General features: G+C 76.6%; 23 protein-coding genes. 8 read left to right on the forward strand and 15 right to left on the reverse strand.

The window, feature by feature from the left end:
• Positions 1 to 16: 16 nt before the first annotated feature.
• From ACRYR8_RS13210 to ACRYR8_RS13230, 5 genes are all read right to left on the reverse strand, one after another.
• The gene (locus ACRYR8_RS13210) at positions 17 to 349 is read right to left on the reverse strand and encodes a hypothetical protein (protein ID WP_432485003.1); all 333 of its coding nucleotides are present in this window, start codon (positions 347 to 349) and stop codon (positions 17 to 19) included.
• On the reverse strand, positions 349 to 1,650 hold the full coding sequence (gene mshC, locus ACRYR8_RS13215; RefSeq protein ID WP_432485005.1) for a cysteine--1-D-myo-inosityl 2-amino-2-deoxy-alpha-D-glucopyranoside ligase: 1,302 nt from the start codon (positions 1,648 to 1,650) through the stop codon (positions 349 to 351). Before mshC ends, ACRYR8_RS13210 begins: the two co-directional genes overlap by 1 nt.
• Positions 1,651 to 1,713: 63 nt before the next feature.
• Complete coding sequence (locus tag ACRYR8_RS13220; protein ID WP_432485057.1) at positions 1,714 to 2,592, reverse strand: Rv2133c family protein; 879 nt, start codon at positions 2,590 to 2,592, stop codon at positions 1,714 to 1,716.
• A 17-nt stretch (positions 2,593 to 2,609) separates the two neighbouring features.
• Positions 2,610 to 3,155, reverse strand: coding sequence for an Rv2134c family protein (locus ACRYR8_RS13225; protein WP_432485007.1), 546 nt, complete (start codon positions 3,153 to 3,155; stop codon positions 2,610 to 2,612).
• 35 nt (positions 3,156 to 3,190) lie between these two features.
• Positions 3,191 to 3,925 carry a histidine phosphatase family protein gene (locus ACRYR8_RS13230; protein WP_432485009.1) on the reverse strand — a complete coding sequence of 245 codons (735 nt, stop codon included), beginning with the start codon at positions 3,923 to 3,925 and terminating at the stop codon, positions 3,191 to 3,193.
• 123 nt (positions 3,926 to 4,048) lie between these two features.
• Between ACRYR8_RS13230 and ACRYR8_RS13235 the strand changes: the two genes are divergently transcribed.
• Positions 4,049 to 5,056, forward strand: coding sequence for a magnesium and cobalt transport protein CorA (locus tag ACRYR8_RS13235; RefSeq protein ID WP_432485011.1), 1,008 nt, complete (start codon positions 4,049 to 4,051; stop codon positions 5,054 to 5,056).
• Positions 5,057 to 5,107: 51 nt separating this feature from the next.
• Here ACRYR8_RS13235 and ACRYR8_RS13240 read toward each other — a convergent pair whose 3' ends face one another.
• Positions 5,108 to 5,950, reverse strand: coding sequence for an undecaprenyl-diphosphate phosphatase (locus ACRYR8_RS13240; protein ID WP_432485058.1), 843 nt, complete (start codon positions 5,948 to 5,950; stop codon positions 5,108 to 5,110).
• Between the two features lie 238 nt (positions 5,951 to 6,188).
• On the reverse strand, positions 6,189 to 6,602 hold the full coding sequence (locus ACRYR8_RS13245) for a primosomal protein (protein WP_432485013.1): 414 nt from the start codon (positions 6,600 to 6,602) through the stop codon (positions 6,189 to 6,191).
• Positions 6,603 to 6,693: 91 nt separating this feature from the next.
• On the opposite strand from ACRYR8_RS13245, the gene ACRYR8_RS13250 reads away from it, so the two are divergent.
• The 3 genes from ACRYR8_RS13250 to ACRYR8_RS13260 all read left to right on the forward strand — a co-directional run bounded on the left by ACRYR8_RS13250 (position 6,694) and on the right by ACRYR8_RS13260 (position 8,729).
• Positions 6,694 to 6,918: a DUF5703 family protein gene (locus ACRYR8_RS13250; protein ID WP_432485015.1), complete on the forward strand. Its 225-nt coding sequence runs from the start codon at positions 6,694 to 6,696 to the stop codon at positions 6,916 to 6,918.
• A 208-nt stretch (positions 6,919 to 7,126) separates the two neighbouring features.
• Positions 7,127 to 8,242 carry an LLM class flavin-dependent oxidoreductase gene (locus ACRYR8_RS13255; protein ID WP_432485017.1) on the forward strand — a complete coding sequence of 372 codons (1,116 nt, stop codon included), beginning with the start codon at positions 7,127 to 7,129 and terminating at the stop codon, positions 8,240 to 8,242.
• A complete protein-coding gene (locus tag ACRYR8_RS13260) occupies positions 8,235 to 8,729 on the forward strand; it encodes a MarR family winged helix-turn-helix transcriptional regulator (RefSeq protein ID WP_432485019.1) in 495 nt (164 codons plus the stop codon). Before ACRYR8_RS13255 ends, ACRYR8_RS13260 begins: the two co-directional genes overlap by 8 nt.
• Positions 8,730 to 8,816: 87 nt before the next feature.
• Here the strand turns inward: ACRYR8_RS13260 and cynS are convergent, their stop codons facing one another.
• The 4 genes from cynS to ACRYR8_RS13280 all read right to left on the reverse strand — a co-directional run bounded on the left by cynS (position 8,817) and on the right by ACRYR8_RS13280 (position 13,540).
• Positions 8,817 to 9,275 carry a cyanase gene (gene cynS / locus ACRYR8_RS13265; RefSeq protein WP_432485021.1) on the reverse strand — a complete coding sequence of 153 codons (459 nt, stop codon included), beginning with the start codon at positions 9,273 to 9,275 and terminating at the stop codon, positions 8,817 to 8,819.
• A gap of 34 nt (positions 9,276 to 9,309) precedes the next feature.
• Complete coding sequence (locus tag ACRYR8_RS13270; protein ID WP_432485023.1) at positions 9,310 to 10,164, reverse strand: formate/nitrite transporter family protein; 855 nt, start codon at positions 10,162 to 10,164, stop codon at positions 9,310 to 9,312.
• 248 nt (positions 10,165 to 10,412) lie between these two features.
• Complete coding sequence (locus tag ACRYR8_RS13275) at positions 10,413 to 12,272, reverse strand: ABC transporter ATP-binding protein (RefSeq protein WP_432485025.1); 1,860 nt, start codon at positions 12,270 to 12,272, stop codon at positions 10,413 to 10,415.
• Between the two features lie 146 nt (positions 12,273 to 12,418).
• Positions 12,419 to 13,540 carry a carboxylate-amine ligase gene (locus tag ACRYR8_RS13280; protein ID WP_432485027.1) on the reverse strand — a complete coding sequence of 374 codons (1,122 nt, stop codon included), beginning with the start codon at positions 13,538 to 13,540 and terminating at the stop codon, positions 12,419 to 12,421.
• 98 nt (positions 13,541 to 13,638) lie between these two features.
• On the opposite strand from ACRYR8_RS13280, the gene ACRYR8_RS13285 reads away from it, so the two are divergent.
• Positions 13,639 to 14,103 carry a PPOX class F420-dependent oxidoreductase gene (locus tag ACRYR8_RS13285; protein ID WP_432485029.1) on the forward strand — a complete coding sequence of 155 codons (465 nt, stop codon included), beginning with the start codon at positions 13,639 to 13,641 and terminating at the stop codon, positions 14,101 to 14,103.
• Positions 14,104 to 14,174: 71 nt separating this feature from the next.
• Here the strand turns inward: ACRYR8_RS13285 and ACRYR8_RS13290 are convergent, their stop codons facing one another.
• Complete coding sequence (locus ACRYR8_RS13290) at positions 14,175 to 14,345, reverse strand: DUF1059 domain-containing protein (RefSeq protein ID WP_432485031.1); 171 nt, start codon at positions 14,343 to 14,345, stop codon at positions 14,175 to 14,177.
• A 485-nt stretch (positions 14,346 to 14,830) separates the two neighbouring features.
• Entirely contained in the window at positions 14,831 to 15,052 is a 222-nt protein-coding gene (locus ACRYR8_RS13295; protein ID WP_432485033.1) for a hypothetical protein, read from the reverse strand.
• Positions 15,053 to 15,973: 921 nt separating this feature from the next.
• Here ACRYR8_RS13295 and ACRYR8_RS13300 point away from each other — a divergent pair.
• On the forward strand, positions 15,974 to 16,363 hold the full coding sequence (locus ACRYR8_RS13300; RefSeq protein WP_432485035.1) for a lytic transglycosylase domain-containing protein: 390 nt from the start codon (positions 15,974 to 15,976) through the stop codon (positions 16,361 to 16,363).
• A 10-nt stretch (positions 16,364 to 16,373) separates the two neighbouring features.
• On the opposite strand, the gene ACRYR8_RS13305 is transcribed toward ACRYR8_RS13300, so the two are convergent.
• Positions 16,374 to 17,063: an anti-sigma factor gene (locus ACRYR8_RS13305; RefSeq protein ID WP_432485037.1), complete on the reverse strand. Its 690-nt coding sequence runs from the start codon at positions 17,061 to 17,063 to the stop codon at positions 16,374 to 16,376.
• Positions 17,063 to 17,569 (reverse strand): sigma-70 family RNA polymerase sigma factor, encoded by a 507-nt coding sequence (locus ACRYR8_RS13310; protein ID WP_432485039.1) that lies wholly within the window; start codon positions 17,567 to 17,569, stop codon positions 17,063 to 17,065. The genes ACRYR8_RS13305 and ACRYR8_RS13310 overlap by 1 nt, the downstream gene beginning before the upstream one ends.
• Before the next feature lie 96 nt (positions 17,570 to 17,665).
• Here ACRYR8_RS13310 and ACRYR8_RS13315 point away from each other — a divergent pair, with 96 nt between their 5' ends.
• Together ACRYR8_RS13315 and ACRYR8_RS13320 are read left to right on the forward strand one after the other, a co-directional pair.
• Positions 17,666 to 18,418 (forward strand): phosphotransferase, encoded by a 753-nt coding sequence (locus ACRYR8_RS13315; protein WP_432485041.1) that lies wholly within the window; start codon positions 17,666 to 17,668, stop codon positions 18,416 to 18,418.
• A 69-nt stretch (positions 18,419 to 18,487) separates the two neighbouring features.
• A complete protein-coding gene (locus ACRYR8_RS13320; protein ID WP_432485043.1) occupies positions 18,488 to 19,219 on the forward strand; it encodes a pyridoxal 5'-phosphate synthase in 732 nt (243 codons plus the stop codon).
• Positions 19,220 to 19,221: the final 2 nt, after the last annotated feature.

Consider the following 19,221-nt stretch of genomic DNA (forward strand, 5'->3'; position numbering starts at 1 on the left):
GGTGGATCCCGGTCGGTCAGGCCGGGCCGGTGCGGCGGGCGCGCTGGTAGTCCGTCCACGCCGCCGTGCAGGCCGGGCAGCGGCAGCCGAGGTTGCGGTACCCGTTGGCCGAGCCGTGCCGCGCATCGCCCGCGTCGGCCCGGAAGGTCGCCTTGAGCTGATCTGCCGACGGGCGGCCTGCGGCCACGCCGAGGCCCAGCTCAGCGCGCCAGGCGCGCACCGTCGGGTGGCTGACGCCGAGCACCCGGCCGGCCTCCTGCTGGGCCAGGTGCGCGGTGGCCTCGACGGCCTCGCGCCACGTGGCGTACCCGGCGCGGCGCGCCACCTCCTCGCGGTCGTGGCGCGGCATCAGGGCAGCCGCACGCCCAGCAAGGCGCCGACCGTGCGGCGCACCAGGTCCGGCGCTGCCGCACCGGCCGCGGCGTGCGTACCGGTGCCCGCGAGCGCCGCGTCGGCCCAGGCGTCCACGGCGGCCACGGCGCCGGGGGCGTCGAGGTCGTCGGCCAGGCGCTCGCGCACGGCGGCCAGGACGGGGGCGGCGTCGGGCCCGGTGGGCAGGGCGACCGCGCGCGTCCAGCGGTCCAGCCGCTCGCGGGCCTGCCGCAGGACCGCGGCGGTCCACTCCCAGTCGCTGCGCCAGTGGTGGGCCACGATCGCCAGGCGCACCGCGGCGGGGTCCTCGCCGGCGGCGCGCAGGCGGGAGACGAGCTCGAGGTTGCCCCTGGACTTGCTCATCTTCTCGCCGTCGAGGGCGACCATGCCGGAGTGCGCGTACAGGCGGGCGAAGGGCTGCGCGTGCGGGCGCAGCACGTGGGCGTGGGAGGCGCCCATCTCGTGGTGGGGGAAGAGCAGGTCGCTGCCGCCGGCCTGCACGTCCACGGGGGTGCCCAGGTGCGCCAGGGCGATGGCGGTGCACTCCACGTGCCAGCCGGGGCGGCCGCGACCGAGCTCGCCGGCGTCCCAGCCGGGCTCGCCGTCGCGCTGCACCCGCCACAGCAGCGGGTCCAGCGGGTCGCGCTTGCCGGGGCGGTCGGGGTCGCCGCCGCGCTCGGCGGACAGCGTCAGCATGGTCGCCCGGTCCAGGTGGGAGACCTCCCCGAAGGCGGGGTCGGACGCGACGGGGAAGTAGACGTCGCCGTCGGGTGCGCCGCCGGTGCCGGGCACGCGGTAGGCGGCGCCGGCGGCCAGCAGTTCGCGCACGGCCGCCGACACCAGGTCCACGGCCTCGACCACGCCGAGGTACTGCTGCGGGGGGATCACCGACAGGGCGGCCATGTCCTCGCGGAACAGCTGCACCTGGGAGGCGGCCAGCTCGGTCCAGTCCACGCCGGTGGCCGCTGCCCGCTCCAGCAGCGGGTCGTCGACGTCGGTGACGTTCTGCACGTACGTGACGTCGAGACCGGCGTCGCGCCAGGCGCGCTGCAGCAGGTCGAAGGCGACGTAGGTGTTGGCGTGGCCCAGGTGCGTGGCGTCGTAGGGGGTGATGCCGCACACGTACAGCGTCGCGGTACCGGTCCGCGGGCCGGCGGGCTGCAGCCGGTGCGTGGAGGAGTCGTGCAGGTGGACCCGCGGGCCGCGGCCCGGCAGCGCAGCGGCACCGGGAGCGGTGCCGGGCAGGGTGGAGGGGTCGGGAGCGGGCCAGGAACGCACGGGGCGAAACCTACCCGCGCGCCGGCGGGTGCCCGCGGCAGGGGGCGCGGTGCGGGCGGGTGCTCAGAACGGCGGCCAGGGGATGGTGCGCTGCCCGCGCTGGCGCGGCAGCCGGTCGGTGGCCAGCAGGTGCTCGACCCGCTCCAGCGTCGCCACGACCTCCTCCACGGCGAGCAGGTCGGCGAGCACCTCCCCCAGGCGGCCGTCGAGGTCGCTGCGCAGCCGGGCCAGCACCTCGCGCTCCTCGGCCAGCAGGCGGGCGCCGCCCCAGCCCCACAGCACGGTGCGCAGCTTGGGTTCGACGTGGAAGGTCAGGCCGTGGTCCACGCCGTGCACTGCGCCGTCCCAGCCGGGCAGCACGTGACCGCCCTTGCGGTCGGCGTTGTTGATCACCGCGTCCAGCACGGCGACGCGCCGCAGGCGCAGGTCGTCGGCATGGGCGAGGACCACCGGGTGCCCGGAGTGGTCCTGCGCGCGCAGCACCGGCAGCCAGCCGGGCGCGACCTCGTGCACGCCGGTGATGTCGATCAGCCCGGCGCCCGGCTGCGGCAGGACCACGACCTCCGCGTCGTCCACCTCACCGGGTTCGTCACCGGGAGGGTCCTCGCCCCGGCCGGGCGGCGCCTGCAGCCACAGCTGCACGCTGCCCGGCCCGAGCGGGCCGTCGCGCAGGACCGTGGGAGGCACCACGTGCCACCCGGTGGCGGCCGAGACCGCGTAGGAGGCGACCTCGCGGCGGGCCAGGGTGTCGTCGGGGAAGTCCCACAGGGGACGCTCGCCGGCCACCGGCTTGTACACGCACGCCAGCGCCGGCTGCTGCGCTCCGGCGTCCAGCACGCAGTACAGGGTGGCGTTGGAGGCGTCGGCCAGGCGGCCGCGCACCTGGACCTGCCCCGTGGCCAGCTGGGCCAGGGCCGCGTCCTCGGCGACCCCGGCGAACACGCCCGGCGCGGGGCCGCTCAGCGCCGGTAGCCGTTCGCGCGCGGGCACACGTGGCCGCCGGGGTCCAGCGGGCCCGCGCAGAACGGGCACGGCGGGCGGCCGGCGGCGACCAGCGCGGTGGCGCGCTGGGAGAAGGCGCGGGCGGCGGCCCCGTCCAGGGACACGCGCAGCAGGTTGCGGGCGGGGTCGGGTGCCAGGGGCTCCTCGACGTCCTCGTCGTCGACCTCGAAGCACTCGATGACGACGACCTCGCGCTCGGAGTCCCAGGCCAGGGACATGGTGCCCACCCGGAACTCCTCCTCGATGGGCACGTCCAGCGGGGCGGTGTCCTCGCTGCCGGAGGGCGGCAGCGCCGGCACGGGCGCCTGCCCGCCCGAGCGCCGCACGATCTCGTCCAGCAGCTCGCCCACCCGCTCGGCCAGCGCGGCCACCTGGGCCTTCTCCAGCGCCACCGACGTCAGCCGCCCGCCGGCGCGCGCCTGCAGGAAGAAGGTCCGCGCACCGGGTTCGCCGACGGTTCCTGCGACGAACCGCTCCGGCGGGTCGTAGTCGAAGACCGGCATGGTGCGACCCTAGCGCCGAGCGCGCCGAGCGCCGCTCAGGTGCCCGCGCCGCCGCCGACGACCGCGTCGGAGGAGGACGCCCCGCGCGCGCCGGGTGCGGCGCGGCGGCGCCGGCGCGGAGGGGCGAAGGCGGCGAGGTCGCCACCGGAGTCGTTGGTGCGCAGCACGAACGGGCGCAGCGGCGCGTAGCGGACCACCGAGACCGAGCACGGGTCGGCGCTCAGGCGCTGGAACAGGTCCAGGTGCATGCCCAGGGCGTCGGCCAGCAGCGCCTTGATGACGTCGCCGTGCGTGACGGCCACCCACACCGCGTCCTCGCCGTGCTCGGAGGCCACCCGCGCGTCGTGCTCGCGCACCGCCCGCACCGCGCGGTGCTGCATCTGCGCCAGCCCCTCGCCGTCGGCGCCGGGGAACACCGCCGCGGACGGGTGGGCCTGCACCGTCTTCCACAGCGGCTCCTTGGCCAGGGACTTCAGCTCCCGGCCGGTCCAGTCGCCGTAGCGCACCTCCCCCAGCGCGTCGTCCACGAGGACCTGCGGGCGCGCGCCGGCGGGACCGTCCACGGTGCGCAGCGCCTCGGCGGTCTGGCGGCAGCGCTCCAGCGGGGAGGACACCATCGCGGCCACCGGCAGCGGCGCCAGGCGCCGCGCCAGGGCGGCGGCCTGCTGCTCGCCGTGCTCGTCCAGGCGCACCCCCGGGGTCCAGCCGGCCAGGACGCCGGCGGAGTTGGCCGTGGTGCGGCCGTGGCGGACGAGCAGCAGGGTCGGCACGGCGCCAGCCTAGGTCGTGCGTGGCGGCGCGCACGGGTCCGGGCGCGCACCAGCCCGCCCGGCGTCACGGCCACGCCCCAGCGCCCGCGAGCGCCACCGCCGTCCGCGCGGCACGATGGCGCAGTGATCGTGGACGTGGCGACCTACGCGGACGGCCGGCGCGCCGAGGTGGAGGACCCGGCCGAGGCGCTGAAGAGCTGCCTGGGGCAGGCGGAGGGGTTCTTGTGGCTGGAGCTGGCCGACCCCGACGAGGGGGAGCTGGGGCGCGTCGCCTCGGCGCTGGACCTGAACCCGCTGGCGGTGGAGGACGCCGTGGAGGGCTACCAGCGGCCCAAGGTGGAGCGCTACGGCGAGACCCTGTTCGTGGTGCTCAAGACGCTGGCCTACTTCGACGACCGCTCGGCGGTGGAGACCGGTGAGCTGATGCTGTTCGTCGGCGAGCGGTTCGTGGTGGGGGTGCGGCGCGGGCAGGTGGGTGCCCCGGACGCGGTGCGGCGGCAGTTGCAGGAGGACCCCGACCGGATGCGGCGCGGGCCGCACGCGGTGCTGCGGCTGGTGCTGGAGCACGTGGTGGACCGGTACGTGGAGATCGACGCGGAGCTCGAGCGCGACGTGGAGGAGATGGAGGAGCAGGTCTTCTCCCCCGAGCGCAGCTCCGACGCCGAGCGCATCTACAACCTCAAGCGGGAGGTGCTGGAGGTGCGGCGGGCCGCGGCGCCCCTGGTGGCGCCGTTGCGGCAGCTGGTGGACAGCGGCGACGCGGGCGACACCGGCGACACCGGCGTCGACTCGCGCGGGGCGCAGGCGCAGCAGGTGCTGTTCGAGCTGCGCGACGTGCTGGACGACCTGGTGCGCACCGTGGAGCACGTGGAGGGCTACGACCGGCTGCTGACCGACATCCTCAACGCCCACCTGGCGCAGGTGTCGGTGCGGCAGAACGACGACATGCGCAAGATCTCGGCGTGGGCGGCGATGTTCGCCGTGCCGACCCTCATCGCGGGGGTCTACGGGATGAACTTCCAGCACATGCCGGAGCTGGGCTGGCGGCTGGGCTACCCGATGTGCCTGCTGCTCATGGTGGCCGCCTGCACGGCGCTGTACCGCTCGTTCAGGCGCTCGGGCTGGCTGTAGGCCCTGCGGCGAGCGGGCGAGCCCCGCCCCGGGGGCGGGGCTCGCGGCGCCTCACCCGAAGGCGGTGTCGTTCCAGGCCGGCAGGGTGCCGGCGGCCACCAGCGCGTACACGAGCACGGCCAGCACGACGCGGTAGACCACGAACACCGTGTAGCTGTGCGTGGTGATGAAGCGCATGAGCCAGGCGATCACCACGTAGCCGACGGCGAACGCGACGGCCGTGGCGAGCACCGTCGGGCCCCACGCCACGCTCGTGCCGGCGCTGACCTCGTCGTACAGCTGGAAGAAGCCGGAGGCGACGACCGCGGGGATGGCCAGCAGGAAGGAGTAGCGGGCCGCGGCCTCGCGGGTGTAGCCCAGCAGCAGGCCCATCGTGATGGTGCCGCCGGAGCGCGAGACGCCGGGCACCAGCGCCAGCGCCTGCGCGAGGCCGAACAGCAGACCGTGCTTCCAGGTGAGCCGGTCCAGGGTGCGTTCCTTGCGCCCGAAGCGGTCGGCGGCGCCCAGCAGGAGCGCGAACAGCCACAGCGTGGTGCCGATGAGGACGAAACCGCGCAGGACCGTCTCGATCTGGTCCTTGAAGACGAGACCCAGCACACCGATGGGGAGGGAACCGAGGATCACCAGCCAGCCCATGCGGGCGTCGGGGTCCGAGCGCGGCACCCGCCCGGCCAGCGAGCGCACCCACTGCGCGACGATGCGGGCGATGTCGTGACGGAAGTACAGGACCACGGCCGCTTCGGTGCCCAGCTGGCTGATGGCGGTGAACGCCGCACCGGGGTCGTCGGCGCCGACGAGGGTGCCGACGATCGCCAGGTGGGCGCTGGAGGAGATCGGCAGGAACTCCGTCAGGCCCTGCACCAGGCCGAGCAGCGCCCCCTCACCCAGCCCCATGCTCACGCGGCGGCCCCCGCGGCGAGGGGACGGCGCCCGGTGGGCGCGCCGGGGGCGCACCGGGCGCGGCGCGGCTGCGAGGTGGTCGGTTCGGGACGGGCTGTGAGCACGCCCGGACACTACCCAGCCGGGCGGTGCCCGCCGCGCACGTGCCCAGCGACCCCACGACAGCCGCTGGGGGTGATCACCGAACCCTCACAACGGCCGCCGCGGCGCCGGTGCGCGACCCCGCAGGGCCTCAGCGGCCGGCGCGGGCGGGCCCGGCGCCACTCTGCTCGTCCCCGTCCTCGCCGTCCTCGTCCTCGTCGTCTTCATCGTCCGAGTCGTCGTCCGCGTCGAGGTCGTCGTCCTCGTCCTCGTCGTCCGAGTCGTCGTCCGCGTCGAGGTCGTCGTCCTCGTCCTCGTCGTCCGCGTCGTCCTCGTCGTCCGCGTCCTCGCGCTCGTCCTCCACGTCGTCGTAGAGGACGAAGGGCGTGACCTCGTCGTAGGCGTCGTAGATCGCTTCCTCGTACACCTCGAAGGCGTCGGCGACGCGTTGGTAGGCGTCGGCCACCGCGGGGTCGGCTTCCCCGCGCCGGTCGGCCGCGGCGACGAGGTGGTTCTCCAGGGCTTCGACGAGACGCGCGAGGGCGGCGCGCGGATCGGGCGTCATGTGCCGACCGTAGCGGAGAGGACCGGCCCGTGACGCGCGCGCATCGCGCAGATCGCGCGCGCCGGGGCACCGGGGGTGGACAATGGTCGCGATGGCCGCTGACACCAGGACCGCCGGGCGCCGCCCGGGCGGCGAACAGTACGAGTACCGGGTCCTCACCCTGCCCCGGGAGACCAGCCGCGCACAGGCGCGCCAACTGCTGACCGAGCAGGCCGAGTACGGGCACTGGGAGCTGGCCCGGGTACGCCTGTACCTGGGTGGCGCGCGGCGCGTGTGGTTGCGCCGGAAGATCATCCGGGTCGCCCGCACGGGCTGAGCCCGCTCCCCGCGGACCCCGACCGGGTACCCCGCACCGCGCTGCGCCCGGCCGTGCGCGGTCAGTCCGCGGTCAGTCCGCGGTCGAAGGCGCCGTCGGTCCGCCGGAGCCGTCCGGGGGACGCGGCGTCGCAGCGGGAATGCGGGACCGGGGGGCCCCGTTGGCGCAGGTGCATGCAAGTGCATGGACTACACGAGGAGCGGCCACCATGCAGTTCGGGATCTTCACCGTCGGCGACGTCACCCCCGACCCCACCACGGGCCGGACCCCGACCGAGGCCGAGCGCATCGCCGCGATGATGACCATCGCCGAGCACGCCGAGCAGGCGGGCCTGGACGTCTTCGCCACCGGCGAGCACCACAACCGGCCCTTCGTGCCGTCCTCGCCCACGACGATGCTGGGCTACCTGGCCGGGCGCACCAGCCGCATCACGTTGTCGACGTCCACGACGCTGATCACCACCAACGACCCGGTGAAGATCGCCGAGGACTACGCGATGCTGCAGCACCTGTCCGGCGGGCGCACCGACCTCATGCTCGGCCGCGGCAACACCGCCCCGGTCTACCCGTGGTTCGGCAAGGACATCTCCAAGAGCGTCGAGCTCACCGTGGAGAACTACCAGCTGCTGCGCCGGCTGTGGGACGAGGACGTCGTGACGTGGTCCGGGCAGTTCCGGACCCCGCTGCAGTCCTTCACCTCCACGCCCCGCCCCCTGGACGGGGTGGCGCCCTTCGTGTGGCACGGCTCCATCCGCACCCCCGAGGTCGCCGAGATCGCCGCGTACTTCGGCGACGGCTACTTCGCGAACAACATCTTCTGGCCCAAGGAGCACTACGCCCGGCTCATCGAGCTGTACCGGCAGCGCTACGCCCACTACGGGCACGGCGCGCCGGAGCAGGCGATCGTCGGCCTCGGCGGGCAGGTGTACATGGCCAAGAACAGCCAGGACGCCGTGCGCGAGTTCCGCCCCTACTTCGACAACGCCCCCGTCTACGGCCACGGGCCCTCCCTGGAGGACTTCACCGCGCAGACCCCGCTGACCGTCGGCGCCCCCGAGCAGGTGGTGGAGAAGACCCTGACGTTCCAGGAGTTCTTCGGCGACTACCAGCGCCAGCTGTTCCTCATCGACCACGCCGGCCTGCCGCTGGCGACGGTGCTGCGGCAGATCGACATGCTCGGCGAGCAGGTCGTGCCGGTGCTGCGCCGCGAGTTCGAGGCCCGCCGGCCGGCGCACGTGCCCAGCGACCCGCCCACCCACGCCAGCCGGGTGGCCGCGCGCGACGCCGCCCTGGCCGCAGGCAGCGCCGAGGCCGTGGGTGCCTGACGGCCCCGCCGCCGCCGCCGCCGACACGGCGACGGGCGTCGCCGGGCGCGGCCCGGGGCGCACCCGGGCCGCGGTCGAGGCGTGGGAGGCGGTGTTCCGGCTGCAGGCCACCCTGGTGCGCCGCTTCGCCGCCGACGACGTGTGGGGCGGGCTGAGCCTGCGCGAGTACGACGTGCTCCACACCCTCTCGCGCTGCCCCACCGGCCGTGCCCGCCTGGGTGAGCTCAGCGAGCAGGCGTACCTGCCGCAGCCGTCGCTGAGCCGGCTCGTAGACCGGCTCGAGCGGCACGGCCTGCTGGCCCGCGAGGCCGATCCGCGCGACCGGCGCGGCGTCGTCGTGGCCCTCACGGACGCCGGTGCGCAGCGGCAGCGCGAGATCGGCGGCAGGCACTCCGCCGCCATCGCCCGCCAGCTGGGGCACGTGGACACCGGGGACCTGGAACAGCTGGCGCGCCTGGCGGCGCGGGCCCTGCCACCGGACGCCTGACCGGCCGTGGCCCCGCCCCGCCCCCGAGGTGACCGGGCACCGCCGAGCCCTCACGGGTGCGTGATCACCACGGGAGAGGGGGTGGGTTCACCACTTGTAGTCGAGGAACTTCCCGTCGAAGGTGACCACGACGCGGTCGCCGTCGGGGTCGGGCCGGCGCGAGACGTCGACCCTGAAGTTGATGGCGCTCATGATGCCGTCGCCGAACTCCTCGTGGATGAGCTCCTTCAGCGCCGGCCCGTACACCGACAGGGCCTCGTGGAAGCGGTAGATCGTCGGGTCGGAGGCCAGCGCGGGGTCCGAGCCGCGGTACGGCTGGTCCTGCAGGGCGGCGAGCACCGGCTCGTCCAGGCCGAGCAGCTCGCCGGCCAGCCGCGCCTGCTCGGCGCTCAGCGGGTGCTGCCCCAGCAGCGCGGCGGTCGCCCACACCGGTGGGGCACCGAGCCGGTCGGCGATCTGCGCCCAGCTCAGGCCGGTGCGCACCCGCGCGGCGCGCACGGCCGCGGCGGCCTCGGTCTTGGTCAGCACGGGGCTCGAAGCAGTCAACAGAAGTCCTCCGTCGTCGGGTCGGGCGGGTGCGTCAACGCACGGGGGCGGGGACCTCGTCGCGCACACCGACCTGCTGCGGCACGGAGCGGGGGCGGCCGGTGCGGGCGTGCGTGCTGTACAGGGCCAGGCCCACGAACGTCAGCCCGCCCACGAGGTTGCCCACGACCGTGGGGATCTCGTTCCACACCAGGTAGTCGCCCAGGGAGAAGGACCCGCCCAGCATCAGGCCGGTGGGGAACAGGAACATGTTGACGACCGAGTGCTCGAAGCCCATGTAGAAGAACACGATGATGGGCATCCACATGGCGATGACCTTGCCGGACACGCTGGTGGACATCATCGCGCCGACGACGCCGGTGGAGACCATCCAGTTGCACAGCAGGCCGCGCACGAACAGGGTGAGCATCCCGGCGGCGCCGTGCTCGGCGTAGCCCAGGGTGCGGGACTCGCCGATCTCCCCGAGACGCTGCCCGACCTCGCTCGGCTCCACGGAGAAGCCGAACGTGACCACGATCGACATCATCAGCGCGACGGTCAGCGCCCCGGCCAGGTTGCCGGTGAAGACCAGGCCCCAGTTGCGCAGCATCGAGCGCCACGTGACCCCCGGGCGGCGGTCGATGAGGGCCAGCGGCACGAGCGTGAAGACACCGGTCAGCAGGTCGAAACCCAGCAGGTACAGGATCGAGAAGCCGACCGGGAACAGCAACGCCCCCACGAGCGCGTCGCCCGTCTGCACCGTGACCGTGACGGCGAAGGCGGCAGCCAGGGCCAGGATCGCACCGGCCATGTAGGCGCGCACCAGCGTGTCGCGCGTCGACATTAGCACCTTGGACTGGCCGGCGTCGACCATCTTGGTCACGAAGTCGGGAGGGCTCACGTAGGACACGGCGCTGGCTCCGGGAAGGTCGGCGGACCGCGGACGAGGACTCCGCGGCCGGGGCGGTGGCCCCGGGGTGGGCCCCAGGCTGGGCCAGGCGCGTTTCACGCCCGTCAGCCCCGCGTGTCCAACACGTCACGACTCGCTCACGCCTGCCGGGCGGGCTGTGAGGAGCGCTCCGGGCCCGGCGCACCAGCGGCCGCCTCCGGCTCGGCAGCACCGGCCGGCAGCGCGGTCGAGGGTCCACGCGGCCGCGCTCACGCTCCGGCGAACTGTGTGTCGTACAGGTGCGCGTAGCGCCCGCGCAGCGCCAGCAGCTCGCCGTGGGTGCCCTGCTCGACCACGCGCCCGCCCTCCAGCACGAGGATCCGGTCCGCGCCGCGGACCGTGGACAGGCGGTGGGCGATGACCAGGGCGGTGCGCCCGGCCAGCGCCTCGTCCAGGGCGGCCTGCACCGCGGCCTCGGACGCGGAGTCCAGGGAGGCGGTCGCCTCGTCCAGGACGACCACGCGCGGCCGGGCCAGCAGCAGGCGCGCGATGGTCAGCCGCTGCCGCTCACCGCCGGAGAAGCGGTACCCGCGCTCACCGACCACGGTGTCCAGGCCCTCGGGCAGCGAGGCCACCAGCTCGCCCAGGCGGGCACGGCGCAGCGCGGCCAGCAGCTCCTCGTCGGAGGCGCCGGGGCGGGCCAGGCGCAGGTTCGCGCGCAGCGACTCGTGGAACAGGTGCCCGTCCTGGGTGACCACGCCCACCGCCGAGCGGATGGAGGCGGCGCTCAGCTCGCGCACGTCCACGCCGCCCAGGCGCACCGCGCCGCCGCTGACGTCGTACAGGCGTGCCAGCAGCTGCGCGAGCGTGGACTTGCCGGCGCCCGAGGAACCGACCAGGGCCACCACCTGACCCGGCTCGATGCGGAACGAGACGTCGTGCACCACCGGCACGCCGCCGCGGGCGTCCAGGACGGCGACGTCCTCCAGGGAGGCCAGCGAGACCTCCGAGGCGGCCGGGTAGGCGAAGTCGACGTGGTCGAACTGCACCGTCAGCGGCCCGGCCGGCAGCGCCCGCGGACGCTCGGGTTCGCGCACGAGCGGCACCAGGTCCAGCACCTCGAAGACCCGCTCGAAGCTGACCAGCGCGCTCATGACGTCCACCCGCGCACCTGCCAGCGCCGTCAGCGGCGCGTACAGGCGCGTCAGCAGCAGCGCGAGGGTGACGATGCTGCCGGCGTCCAGCGCCCCGCCGATGGCGGCCAGCCCGCCCACCCCGTACACCAGGGCCAGGGCGAGGGCCGAGGCCAGCGTGAGGCTGGTGATGAACACCGAGTTCAGCACCGCGGTGCGCACGCCGATGTCGCGCACCCGCCGGGCGGCCGCCGCGAAGGCCGCGGACTCCTCCTCGGGGCGGCCGAAGAGCTTGACCAGGGTGGCGCCGGGTGCGGAGAAGCGCTCGGTGGACTGGTTGGTCATCGCCGCGTTCAGCTGCGCCGACTCCCGCGACAGGGCCGCCAGGCGCCCGCCCATGCGCCGCGCCGGCACCAGGAACACCGGCAGCAGCAGCAGGGCCAGCACCGTCACCCGCCAGGAGGTGGACAGCATCACCGCGGCCGTCAGCACCACCGCCACGGCGTTGCCCACGACCCCGGACAGGGTGCCGGAGAACGCCCGTTGGGCCCCCAGCACGTCGCTGTTGAGACGGCTGACCAGGGCACCGGTGCGGGTGCGGTTGAAGAACGCGACCGGCATGCGCTGCACGTGGTCGAAGACCCGGGTGCGCAGGTCCAGGATGAGGTCCTCGCCCAGCGTGGACGACAGCCAGCGCACCCACAGGCCCAGGCCGGCCTCGACCAGGGCCACCAGCGCGATGAGCAGCGCCAGCACCACCACGCGCCGCGAGTCGCCGGCGGTGACGGCCTCCACCGCCCGGCCCGCCAGGACCGGGGAGGCCACCGCCAGGACCGCGGTGGCGACGCTGCCGGCGACGAACACCGCCAGGCGCGCGCGCCGCTCCCGGGCCAGGGCGAGCACGCGCTGGACCGTGGCCCGCGAGACCGGCCGCTTCTGCTGCTCCGCGCTGGTGGCCCTCCACAGGGAGTGCCAGGCGGCCGACTCCATCGACACACCCGCAGGCTAGGGGGCGGGTGCGACACGGTCGCCCCGGCGTGCCGGGACGGCACGGCACGGGCAGGCGGGCCGACGGGTGCCCACCCCGCCGCCGGGCGCGGCCGCACGGCGCCCTCGACGAGCACGCGCACCCGGCGCGGACGTCAGCCCCGCTCCGCCTCGTCGAGCGTCAGCCGCGCCGCGCGGCGCAGCATCGCCGGCACCCCGCCGGCCGCGACGGCCGAGCGCTGCCACCGCGCGCCGGTGCCCCGCTCCAGCACCGCGGCGACCCCGGCGCGCACGGCGTCCTCGTCGCCGTTGCGGGCCAGGGCGCCGGCCACGTGCTCGACGAGGTCGCCCACGACCTGCGCGGCCGGGCGCGGGGTGCCGGTCAGCGGGTGGACCAGGTCGCCGTCCACCCCGTCGACCGCGGCGCGCCAGGACGCCAGGCGCAGCACCTCCACCCCGACGTCGAGGGGCGGGCGCCCGGCGCGGTGCTCGGCCGCGGCGGTGTCGGCCAGGGCCCGCACCAGGCCGGCCAGGAGCACCGCGTCGTCCACGCGCAGGCACACGTCGGCCACCCGCACCTCGACCGTGGGGTAGCGGGCGGAGAGCCGGACGTCGAAGTAGACCATCCCGGCGTCCAGCGGCACCCCCGTGGCCAGCAGGCGGCGCACCAGCGCGTCGTAGCCGGCCGCGTCCCCCACGGCCGCGCTGGGCCCGGCGGTCGGCCAGCGGTCCCACACCCGCGAGCGGTAGCTGGCGTGACCGGTGTCCACGCCCTCCCAGAACGGCGAGTTCGCGCTCAGCGCCAGCAGGACCGGCGCCCACGGGCGCAGCCGGTCCAGCACGGCCGCGCCCTCGTCGCGGTCGGCCACCCCCACGTGCACGTGGCAGCCGCAGGTGAGCTGCTCGCGCGCGAGCAGCCCGAAGCGCTCGCGGAGCCGTTCGTAGCGCGGCCCCGCCGACAGGGTCGGCTCCCCGCCGCCGGGGTGGGTGCCCAGCGCGAGCAGCAGGCTGCCGCCGGGGGGTGCGCTCCCGCCCGGGCCGCCCGCGGCGGCCGCGGCCAGCTCCCGGCGCCGCGCCAGCAGGTCCGCGCGCAGCCCGGCCAGGGAGGTGTGCGGGGCGCTGCCGGTCTCGACCTGCTCGCGGTGCAGCTCGCTCTCGCCGCGCCCGGCGGCCAGCACGCCCAGCACCCGCGGCGCGTCGGGGCGCGCGGCGCCGTCGACGGGGTCGGCCAGCAGGTACTCCTCCTCCACCCCCACGGTGCGCTCAGCGGTGCTCACGGCGACCAGCCTCGGCCACCGCGGCCGCCTGGGCCACCCCGGCCGGGCCACCGCGACCCGGCGGCAGGTGCCGGGCGGGCGGGGTAGCGTGGCCCAGCGTGCCGCCCACCGTCGCCACCACCACCCGCGTCGACCGCGAGGGCCTGCTGGACTTCGTCCGCGGCCGCCACCACGTCGTCCTGCTGACGTTCCGCGCGGACGGCTCGCCCCAGATGTCGCCGGTGACCGCCGGCGTGGACGCGGCCGGGCGCATCGTCGTCGCCACGTACCCCGAGCGCGCCAAGACCCGCAACGCCCGGCGCGACCCGCGCGCCTGCGTGCTGGTGCTCTCCGACGACTTCGGCGGCGCGTGGGTGCAGGTGGACGGCACCGCGGAGGTGCTGGACCTGCCGGAGGCGCTGGAGCCGCTGGTGGAGTACTTCCGCTCCATCTCCGGCGAGCACCCCGACTGGGACGAGTACCGCGAGGCGATGGCGCGGCAGGGCAAGTGCCTGCTGCGCATCACGCCCGAGCGCTGGGGCCCGGTCGCCACGGGGGGCTTCCCGGCGCGCCTGTCCGGCTGACCCGCCGGGCGCCCCGCCGGGACGGCCCCGTCCGGACGACCCACCGGCTGCACCGCGGCCGCCCGGTGCGCTCACGCGTCGCGCACCCGCTCCTCGACGGCCCGCACGGGGGCGTCGTCGGGTTCCAGCCCGTGGTCGGTGCGGGCGTGCTCGCCCACCTGGGCCAGCACGTCCTCGCGGTCCACGCCGAGGAACTCGCGGAGACGGCCGGGCACCACGTCCCCGCACCGGAACGCCTCCACGCCGGCACCCCCGCTCCGGGGACGGGCCGCCGGCGCGCCCCGACGCCTGTCCGGTGGGCTCGCCCGCCAGGTCCAGCACGACGTCCCCGACGCCCACCACGCCCACGCAGCGGCCCGTCGCGTCGGTGCACAGCAGCGGGTCGAAGCGCACCGGCGCCGGGCGCGAGACCGCCTGGGCCGCGGCCTCGGGCACGGCGGTCCCCGGGGCCAGGGTGGTGGCGATCCGCCGTTCCGGCGGCCAGCAGGTGGCCCCGGACCCGCGGAACCCCCGTGGAGCGCAGCACGTCCAGCTCGGCGGCCGGTGCCCACGTCGTCCAGGGCGACCCTGGCGCCGCGCTCGCGCAGCGCGGCCGGCGGGGCGGCCGACGCGGCGGCGTCGAAGTCGGTGTGCTCGGTGGCCTCCGGGACCACCGACGTCAGGTCCGCCCCCTGCAGCAGGCGCGTCACGCGGTCGTCGACCAGCGGGGCGGGAGCGGTGCTGACGCTCAGGAAGGTGCCGTGCGGGGGCCGACGGCGCAGCTGCAGGGCCCGGTGCAGCAGCGACCGCCCGCCACGTCCACCACGGGGTGGAGCACCAGCCGCAGCCGCTCGGGGTGCGCGGCGAGAGCGTCCAGCCGGTGCCGCCACCGGCCCAGGCGGCGCGGGGCGGTGCCGGGCGGGGCCGCACGCGCCGCCGTCCTGCGTGCCCGGCCCCCCGGTGCTGCCACGTCCGCCTCCTCCCGTCGGTCGCGACGGACCCCGGCTGCACCACCGGCCACCGTCGGCGCTGCGCGCGAGCACAGTGGTGTGACCGCATGGTCACAGCTCGTCGCGGTCCTGCTCCGGGCTCAAGGGCGGACCCCCACCTGCCGACCCGGTGCGGGTGAGAGGCACGCAGCGCCGACGCGGCCCCCGCGCCACCGCCCTGAGCGGTGCGCTCATCACCGCGCTGGCGCTCACGCTCGCCGGGGTGCCCGTCGTACCGGCCGCCGCGACCGGCACCGCGACCGGCAGCACGACCGGCACCGACGCGGAGGCCGCCCGCGCTGCCGCCGAGCGGGCCGGTGCCCGCGCCCGGGAGGTCCACGACGCCCTGGAGCGGCAGCGGGCCGCCGCCCGGACCGCCGCCGTCGCGGCCGTCCGCGCCGAGGAGGACGCCCGGCGTCAGCGGACCGCCGCGCACAGCGCGAGCGGCGACGGCGCCCGCCGGGCGCGCGCCCTCTACATGGGGCCCGCCGGCGGCCTGGGCGCCACCGACGCCTACGCGCTGGTGCGCTCGCTGCTGTCCGGCACCGATCCCGCCGCGGCCCTGAGGGCCCGGGACCTGTCCGGGGAGCGGGCGCTGACCGCCGGCGGGCGCGCCACTGCGGCCGTCGGCACGGAGGCCGCCGCGCGCGCCGCGGCAGCCGCTGCCGCCTCGGCCGAAGCCGACCGCGCCGCGGTGGACGGAGTCGCGGCGTTGCGCGAACTGGCCGCGCGCTCGGACCTGCTGGCGCAGGCCCTGCAGCAGGCGCAGGAGCACCTCGCGGCGCTGGACGCGGACGCCGCGAGGCTGCGGGCGGCCGAGGAGGCCGAGCGGGCGCTGGCCGCGGCGCGCGAGGTGGCGGGCCCGGCCCCGCCCCCCCCCCCCCCCCCCCCCCACCACCGGCGTGCGCGCCGGCAGCGCCCCGGCCGACTACGCCGACCTGTACGCGCGCGCGGCGACGACGTGCCCCGGGATGCGCCCGGCGCTGCTGCAGGCCGTCGGCCAGGTCGAGAGCGGTCACGGCCGCGACGTCGGCCCGTCGTCGGCCGGCGCGATCGGGCCGATGCAGTTCATGCCGGCCACGTTCGCGGCCTACGGCGTCGACGGCGACGGCGACGGCGACACCGACGCCCGGGACCCCGCCGACGCGGTCTTCAGCGCAGCGCGCTACCTGTGCGCCAACGGCGCCGGTGCCGGGCGCGGCGGGGAGTCCGGTGCGTTGTTCCGGTACAACCGCGCCGACTGGTACGTGGTGATGGTCCAGCGCATCGCCGACGAGATCGACGCCGCCTGACGCCGGCGCCTCACGAGCCGGCCGCGGCCTCGTCCAGGCGCAGCACGGCGGTGCCCTGCAGCGTGCGGACCTCCACCGCGGCGATCTGCTCGGGGGTCAAGGCCGTGGCCCCGCTCAGCCGGGCGTCGCGACCCGGGTGGGCGGTCCAGGTGCCGATGCGCTGGTCGTTGCCGTCGGTGTCGGTGACCACCAGCGCGTACGTGGAGGCCTCCTCGGCCCCGTCGGAGGCGTAGGCGCACACCAGGTCCACCTGCGTGCCCCAGGCCGCCTCGGTCAGCTGTGCGGTGGCCGTCAACGGCACGGGGAGCAGCGGCTCCAGCGACCGCGCCGGCCCGGCCGCACCGGGGTCGGGCAGCAGCGCCACGGCACCGGCCCCCGTCAGCAGGCACGCCGCGACGGCACCGCCGGCCAGCAGCAGGCGGCGGCGCCGGCGGCGGGCCCGCACGGTGCGCAGCAGCTGCGGCAGCAGGGTGCCGGGCGCGCGCAGCGGCGCGGGGGCGCCCTCGTCGGGAGCGGCCACCACCTCGGCCGGCACGCGCGAGAGCAGCCCCGGCAGGCCCGCCAGGTCCTCCACCGCGCCGCGGCAGCCGGCGCAGCCGGCCAGGTGCTCCTCGAAGGCCTCGCGCTCGGCGGGCGGCAGCGCCCCCAGCACGTAGGCGCCGGCGTCGAGGGAGAACGGGTCACCGGCTCCGGTGCTCATCAGCGGCTCACCCCCATCTCCTGCAGGGCCAGTCTCAGGTTCATCAGGGCGTAGTGGGTGCGCGACTTCACCGTGCCCGCCGGCACGCCCAGCGCACGGGAGGCCTCGGCGACCGAGCGGCCCCGGAAGTAGCACTCGAGCAGCACGGCCCGGTGCTCCGGCGACAGCCGCTGCAGGGCCTGGGCGACCACCCACTGCTGCAGAACCTGGTCGGACTCGTCCAGCACCGACGTCTCGGGCACCTGCGCGCGCACGCTCTCGCGCCGGGCGCGCGCCGAGCGTCGCTGGTCGATGACCAGCCGGCGCGCCACGGTGAACAGCCACCCCCGGTTGGAGCCGGTGGCCGGGTCCAGCGCCCCGGGGTTCCGCCAGGCGCGCAGCAGGGTCTCCTGGACGACGTCCTGCGCCTCGGCGCGATCCCCGGTCAGGGACAGCACGTACCCGAACAGGGCGTCGGCGTGCTCGTCGTGCAGCGCCCGCACCAGCTGCTCGTCGGCGTCGGCCACCGCGCCCTCCCTCCCACCGGCGCGCTCGACGCACCGGGTCCACCGGCACAACGGGGTCGCGGCCCGCCCGGTTCGACGCGCCCCTACGGTGGGCAGGTGAGCATCCCCGCCGGACCGTTGCCGGTGCCCGCAGCGGTGCGGCGCGCAACCGGCGGCGCCCGCGCGCGGGCCGTGTGGGTCAACGCCGTGGGCGGCCTGACGTTCCGCCTCGACGGGCCCGGCGACGCGACGGACGGCGGGGCGGACGGCGGGGCCCGCTTCTGCAAGTGGGCGCCCGCCGGTGCGCCGCTGGACCTGGCTGCCGAGGTGCCGCGGCTGGCCTGGGCGGCGGCGTTCACCCCGGTGCCGCGCGTGCTGGGGCACGGCGCCGACGCGGAGGGCTCCTGGCTGCTCACGGCCGCGCTGCCCGGCGCCTCGGCGGTCACCCCGCGCTGGCTGGCCCTGCCCGGGGTCGCGGTGCCCGCGCTGGGGAGGGGGCTGCGCGCCCTGCACGAGCGCCTGCCGGTGCACGAGTGCCCCTTCACGTGGTCGGTGCACCACCGGCTGGCGGCCGCCGTGGGTGACGTCTCGGCCCTGGGTGACCCGCCGCCGGTGGACCGGCTGGTGGTGTGCCACGGCGACGCGTGCGCGCCCAACACCCTGCTGGGCGAGGACGGCGAGGCCGTGGCGCACGTGGACCTGGGCGCCCTTGGCGTGGCCGACCGCTGGGCGGACCTGGCCGTGGCCACGATGAGCCTGGAGTGGAACTACGGGCCGGGCTGGGAGGGGGCTTTCCTGGAGGCCTACGGGGTGGCCCCGGACCCGGGACGCACCGCCTACTACCGGGCGCTGTGGAACGCCGGCCCCTGAACGGTGCCGGTGGGCCCGACGCGGGGCGCCGAGGACGCCGCAGCAGCGCGGCGCGGGTACCTTCGTGACGTGACACGCACGGCCCGCCCCTGGTCCCCGAACCCGGCGGACGCGCCGTCGCCGCAGCGCCCCGGGCCGGACCCGCAAGGCCCCTCGCTGCGCGACTGGCTGCGCGACCTGCCCCTGCTGACGGCCCAGCCGCCGCCGTTCGACCCCGCCGCGGCCCCCGCGGACCCGTTGGAGCTGCTGGTGTCCTGGCTGCACCAGGCGGTCGCGGCGGGCGTTCCGGAGCCGCACGCGCTGACCCTGGCCACCGTGGACGCCGCCGGGCGCCCGGACGCGCGGGTGCTGGTGCTCAAGGACGTGGCCGAGTCGGCGCTGTGGGTGGCCTCGGGCGCCGGCAGCCCCAAGGGCCGGCAGCTGGCCTCGGTGCCGGTGGCGGCGCTGGTGTTCTACTGGCCGCAGCAGGGCCGGCAGGTGCGGGTGCGCGGGCGGGTGCGGGTGGCCGACGAGGAGCGCGCGGCGCGCGACTTCCTGCAGCAGCCGGCGCACGGGCGCGCCGAGTCGCTGCTGGAGCGCCAGAGCCGCCCCCTGGACGAGGCGCACCTGTCCGACGAGTTCGCCGACGTCGACGACCTGGTCGCCCTGGAGCCGTCGGTGGTCGCGGCCGCGTGGCGGCTGTGGGCGGTGGACGCCTCCCGCGTGGAGTTCTGGCAGTCCTCCCCCGACGGCCAGCACCTGCGGTTGCGCTACTCGCACGCCGAGCACGGCGGCTACGACCGGCAGCTGCTGAGGCCCTGAAC

This window comes from Kineococcus esterisolvens (assembly GCF_050871405.1).
GTDB lineage: Bacteria > Actinomycetota > Actinomycetes > Actinomycetales > Kineococcaceae > Kineococcus.

What these genes read in the sequence shown, in the direction of transcription:
- ACRYR8_RS13225 (WP_432485007.1), bottom strand. Translation starts at nt 3,155, where the DNA reads ATGCCGGTCTTCGACTACGACCCGCCGGAGCGGTTCGTCGCAGGAACC.
- ACRYR8_RS13305 (WP_432485037.1), bottom strand. Translation starts at nt 17,063, where the DNA reads ATGAGCACCGGAGCCGGTGACCCGTTCTCCCTCGACGCCGGCGCCTAC.
- ACRYR8_RS13250 (WP_432485015.1), top strand. Translation starts at nt 6,694, where the DNA reads ATGGCCGCTGACACCAGGACCGCCGGGCGCCGCCCGGGCGGCGAACAG.
- ACRYR8_RS13255 (WP_432485017.1), top strand. Translation starts at nt 7,127, where the DNA reads ATGCAGTTCGGGATCTTCACCGTCGGCGACGTCACCCCCGACCCCACC.
- ACRYR8_RS13210 (WP_432485003.1), bottom strand. Translation starts at nt 349, where the DNA reads ATGCCGCGCCACGACCGCGAGGAGGTGGCGCGCCGCGCCGGGTACGCC.
- ACRYR8_RS13240 (WP_432485058.1), bottom strand. Translation starts at nt 5,950, where the DNA reads ATGGGGCTGGGTGAGGGGGCGCTGCTCGGCCTGGTGCAGGGCCTGACG.
- ACRYR8_RS13245 (WP_432485013.1), bottom strand. Translation starts at nt 6,602, where the DNA reads ATGACGCCCGATCCGCGCGCCGCCCTCGCGCGTCTCGTCGAAGCCCTG.